The 1,946-nt window shown below is 71.9% G+C and carries 1 protein-coding gene and 1 pseudogene; both read left to right on the top strand.

Annotated features, from left to right (window positions below; translation table 11 throughout):
- Nucleotides 1-383 precede the first annotated feature (383 nt).
- Complete coding sequence (locus GT354_RS10735) at nucleotides 384-1,556, top strand: hypothetical protein (protein WP_161356055.1); 1,173 nt, start codon at nucleotides 384-386, stop codon at nucleotides 1,554-1,556.
- A 187-nt stretch (nucleotides 1,557-1,743) separates the two neighbouring features.
- A pseudogene (locus tag GT354_RS10740) lies at nucleotides 1,744-1,851 on the top strand (histidine kinase); the annotation flags it as partial.
- Nucleotides 1,852-1,946 lie beyond the last annotated feature (95 nt).

The raw sequence follows: 1,946 nt of genomic DNA on the forward strand, positions 1-1,946 counted from the left end.
GTCGCCGCCGCCCGGCGGCCGGACCACACACCCGGGCCGTCGGCCCGGCCCGGGCGCGACACCCGAGGCGGTGTCCGGCCCGGGCCCGCCCGAGCACCCTGGTGGACCCGACACGACAACCCGACACGACAAACGCGACAAGCGAGGGCCCCGCATGCTTCGGTATGCGGGCGAGGGGGGTGGGAAGACGGTGTGGGCCGAGCTGTGTCCTGGTGTTGCGCGTCCTCCTTCAGCAGTGCCACGGACCCTGATCGGCTGACATCCCAAAGAAAGGGCCGGCGGCATGCAACAGAAGCAAACCCCCGCGTAGTCATGCCAGTTGCGGGGCGGACACGCCGCTCCGGACTGGAGAAATGTTCGTGCGCCTTTTCAGTAGGACTGCCGTGGCGTTGGGTCTTGTCTCGACACTGGCCCTCGGTGCGGGGGCGACGGCGCAGGCCGCACAGGCCGCGTCGAGTGACGTGTTGGGCTCGCGGTGGTCCGAGACCACCCTCCCTGTCGACGACTCGCGTGGGGCGGCGATCGTCCGTCCCGATGCGCACACCACCTGGATCGCCGGTACCCGGATGGTGCAGGCGGGCAAGGTGATGACCTTCGCGCCCAGCCTGATCGAGCGGGACACCCGCAAGGGCGACGGGTGGAGCGAGGTCGGGCTGCCCGCCCTGCCCGCCGGAGCGGACGTGCAGATATACGGTGCCGACGCGTCCACATCGCGCAGCGGCTTCCTCGTCGGCGACAACCACGAGGCGGTGGGCGGCTTCCTCACCGAGCGCCGGGACGGCTCGTCCTGGCGGGTGGTCCCGGCCGCGGCCCCGGCGGACATCATGGTCGGCAGCCTCCTGGCCGTCGACGAGATCACCCCGAACAACGCCTGGGCGGTCGGGTTCGCGCAGATTTTCGACGGATTCATTCCCGACCCCGACGGCGGACTCCCGCAGCAGGTGGACCACACGGAACCGATCGTGCGTCACTGGGACGGCGCGGCCTGGCAGGTCGTGGACCTCTCCGCGATCGTCCCCGACTCGTACCTGTTCTCCGTGACCGCGATCTCCGCCCGCGACGTCTGGGCCGTCGGGCGTACGGCGGACCTCAAGCCGATCGCGGTCCACTTCGACGGCACGTCCTGGACCAACGTCCCGGTGCCGGACGCCAACGGCGAACTCCGCGACGTGATCGCACGTGGCCCGAACGACGTCTGGGCCGTCGGCGGCAAGCGGAACGTCTCCGACACCGGGGCCGAGGCGTTCGCCCTGCGCTTCGACGGCACCGGCTGGCGCGAGGTCCCGATGCCCACCGGCACCGGCGTACTGGACCGAGGAGTCCTCACCGGCGGCGGCCTGCTCTGCGTTGGCAGCGACGAGAGCGCGACGAACCCCTTCGCCCTGACCATCGCGTCGGGTCAGGTGCGTCCCGTGCCCCTTCCCGCCGGAACCTCCGACCTGAACATCACCGCCTTGGACGTCCACGGTTCGGAACTGCTCCTCGCCGGCTTCCGCGCGCACGGTGAAGGCCCCGACTACGGCTGGACGCCCACCCTCCTGACGCACCGCCGCTGACACATCGTCGGGGCGATCCGACAGCCCGGATCGCATGTCGGCACACCTCGGCGAGAGTGTGCCGACACGGCCGGCTGATCGACGGGCCCGCCACCGGTCGGCTTCGGCGCCTCGCAGGCTCTGGCCGCCGGTGACGACGGCGCGTGCATGCCCGGCATCGAGTCCCGGCGGGCGTGCCGTGGAGGCGCGCATCCCCCGCGTTCTGCACGACGTCGTCACCCACCACCTTGCCTTGGCCAACGCGTGGGCCGGCACCGCCGCGCTCCTCGCGCCCACCCGTCCCGAACAGGCTCGGTAGATCCTGCGCCCTTGCCGGCACCACCCGCCGGCGGGCCGGTCGGTCCTGCCGACGTTCAAGCCCGGGGCGGCGGCGATGGCCGTCACGTCGGC

It is taken from the genome of Streptomyces sp. SID3343 (assembly GCF_009865215.1).
Lineage (GTDB): Bacteria > Actinomycetota > Actinomycetes > Streptomycetales > Streptomycetaceae > Embleya.